The sequence below is a fragment of the Pseudogemmobacter bohemicus genome (assembly GCF_003290025.1).
GTDB lineage: Bacteria > Pseudomonadota > Alphaproteobacteria > Rhodobacterales > Rhodobacteraceae > Pseudogemmobacter > Pseudogemmobacter bohemicus.
In genome coordinates this window covers 106176-108299 of the sequence record NZ_QNHG01000005.1, presented here as the reverse complement: position 1 = coordinate 108299, position 2124 = coordinate 106176, and the positions used below count along the sequence as shown (strand labels likewise).

Below are 2124 nucleotides of genomic sequence, written 5' to 3'. Positions count from 1 at the left end.
TATCAGTGATATATCCAATGGGAGACAACGAATGAAAGCCATTCTCAAGCTCACTCTCGGCGCGCTGCTTGCCAGCACCGGGCTCGCCTCGGCCGATACGCTCGACAAAATCACAGCGGCAGGGAAGATCGTCGTCGGGGTCAAGAACGACTACCGGCCCTGGGGTTACCTGGATGCCAGCGGTAATATTGTCGGGCTGGAAATCGACCTTGCAAAGGACATCGCCAGCCGCCTTGGCGTCGAGGTTGAACTGGTGCCGGTCGTGGCCTCGAACCGGATGGAGTTCCTGCAACAGGGCCGGATCGACCTGATCATCGCAACGCTTGGTGACAACCCGCAACGCCGCGAAGTGGTGGGGATGGTCGAGCCGAACTACTATGCCGGCGGCGCCAATGTGCTGGCCCCAAAGGCGAACGGGCTGAAAGAATGGACAGATCTGGAGGGCAAGGATCTTTGCGCCATCCAGGGCAGCTATTACATCCGCGAAACCACCCAGAAATACAAAACCAATATCCTGGCCTTTGCGGGCGTGCCTGAGGCCACTGCCGCGCTGACCAATGGCAGCTGTGTGGGTCTGATCTATGACAATCCTGGATCGAGAGCCAGCTGGCCTCCGAGACGGTCTGGGCCGATTACGAGATGCCCTTTGTCACCGAGCAGCTGCAGCCCTGGGCAATTGCCGTGCCGCTTGCAGAACTGGACGGCCCCTATGGCCAGAAGATCAGCGAGATCATCACCGACTGGCACAAGACCGGCTTCCTGATCGAGGCCAATGCAGCGAACGGCATCGCCGCCAGCCCCTTCCTGGAAGAGCAGCACGAGAAGCTGAGGTAACGCATCCAGATCAGGCCGGTCCGCTTTGCCGGGCCGGCCCGTTTCCCGGAGGGTTCGGTGGAAACAGTCGAGACGTTTTTCCAGTGGCTGCGTCAGAGCCAGGGTATCAATCTGACAATCGGCTATGACGCCTGGGACCGCGCGCAATTCTTCAGCGGGCTCTGGATGACGGTCAAGCTTTCCGTCCTGTCGATCCTGTTCTCGCTGCTGGTGGGCGTGGTGGGGGCCTGGGCGCAGGGCTCGCAATCCAGGCTTTTGCGGCTGCCGGTGGGTCTGTTCGTGACCTTCTTCCGCAATACGCCGCCGCTGGTGCAGCTTTATTTCTTCTTCTTCGCGCTTGGCTCTATCCTGCGGGTGCAAAATGACGCCGGGATCAGCGTGCCGATGATTTCGGCCTTCAGCTGGGCGGTGATTTCGCTGTCGCTTTTTGCCGGGGCACTGAATACCGAGATTTTCCGCTCTGGCATCGACGCGGTGCCGAACTCGACCATCGAGGCGTCAGAGGCGCTCGGTTTCACGCGGTTCCAGACCTATATCTATGTGGTTTTGCCGCTGGCGCTGCGCATCTCGCTGCCGTCTCTGGGCACGAACCTCGTCAATCTCGTGAAAACCACCACGCTGGCCTATGCGATTGCGGTGCCCGAACTCCTGTATTCGGCGGCGCAGATCTGGTCCGAGCAGCTGAATGTCCGCGAGATGATGACCGTGCTTCTGCTGACTTACATTCTGCTGGTCGCCGTGCTGGTCTGGATCATGGGTCGCTGGGAAAAATCCCTGCGCATCCCGGGATATGGAGTCTGATATGTGGTTGCCTCCGATCCCTGAACCTGCTCGCGATCCTGCCCTGCGGCGCCCTGGTCATATGGATGTGCTTTTGCCGCGCCGCGCCTATGCGGCACCGGCGCTGAACTGGCGCGAGCTGTTGTTCAACCCGGTCTCGATGGTGCTGCTCTTTGCCGGGCTGGCCGCCAGCCTGATCGGCGCGGCCTGGGCGCAGGATGCGGCCTCCGGCCAGGCGTCTGTCTTTTCGGTCCTGCTGAAATGGACGCCGCTGCTGGGGCAGGGCTTTGCCTATAATGTGCTGATTTCGGTTCTGTCGATGCTGATCGGGACGGTTCTGGGCGTGGTGCTTGGCATTCTGCAGGTCTCGCCGCTGATGCCGGTGCGCAAGGTGGCCTGGCTGGTCACGCAGTTCTTCCGCAACTCGCCCTGGCTGGTCCTGCTGTTCTACTCGATCCTGCTGATCCCCTTCCAGGTCACGATTTTCGGCATCACAGTGCCGTTTCCCGG

General features: G+C 60.7%; 3 protein-coding genes. All 3 read left to right on the top strand.

Annotated elements, in window-relative coordinates; translation table 11 throughout:
* Window positions 1-31: 31 nt before the first annotated feature.
* Window positions 32-763, top strand: a complete 732-nt coding sequence (locus tag DRF71_RS22855) for a transporter substrate-binding domain-containing protein (RefSeq protein ID WP_232831653.1) — start codon at window positions 32-34, stop codon at window positions 761-763.
* 128 nt (window positions 764-891) lie between these two features.
* Complete coding sequence (locus tag DRF71_RS22850; protein ID WP_112312897.1) at window positions 892-1635, top strand: amino acid ABC transporter permease; 744 nt, start codon at window positions 892-894, stop codon at window positions 1633-1635.
* 61 nt (window positions 1636-1696) lie between these two features.
* A partial coding sequence (locus DRF71_RS28235) for an ABC transporter permease subunit (RefSeq protein ID WP_232831652.1) occupies window positions 1697-2124 on the top strand: 428 nt, incomplete at its 3' end.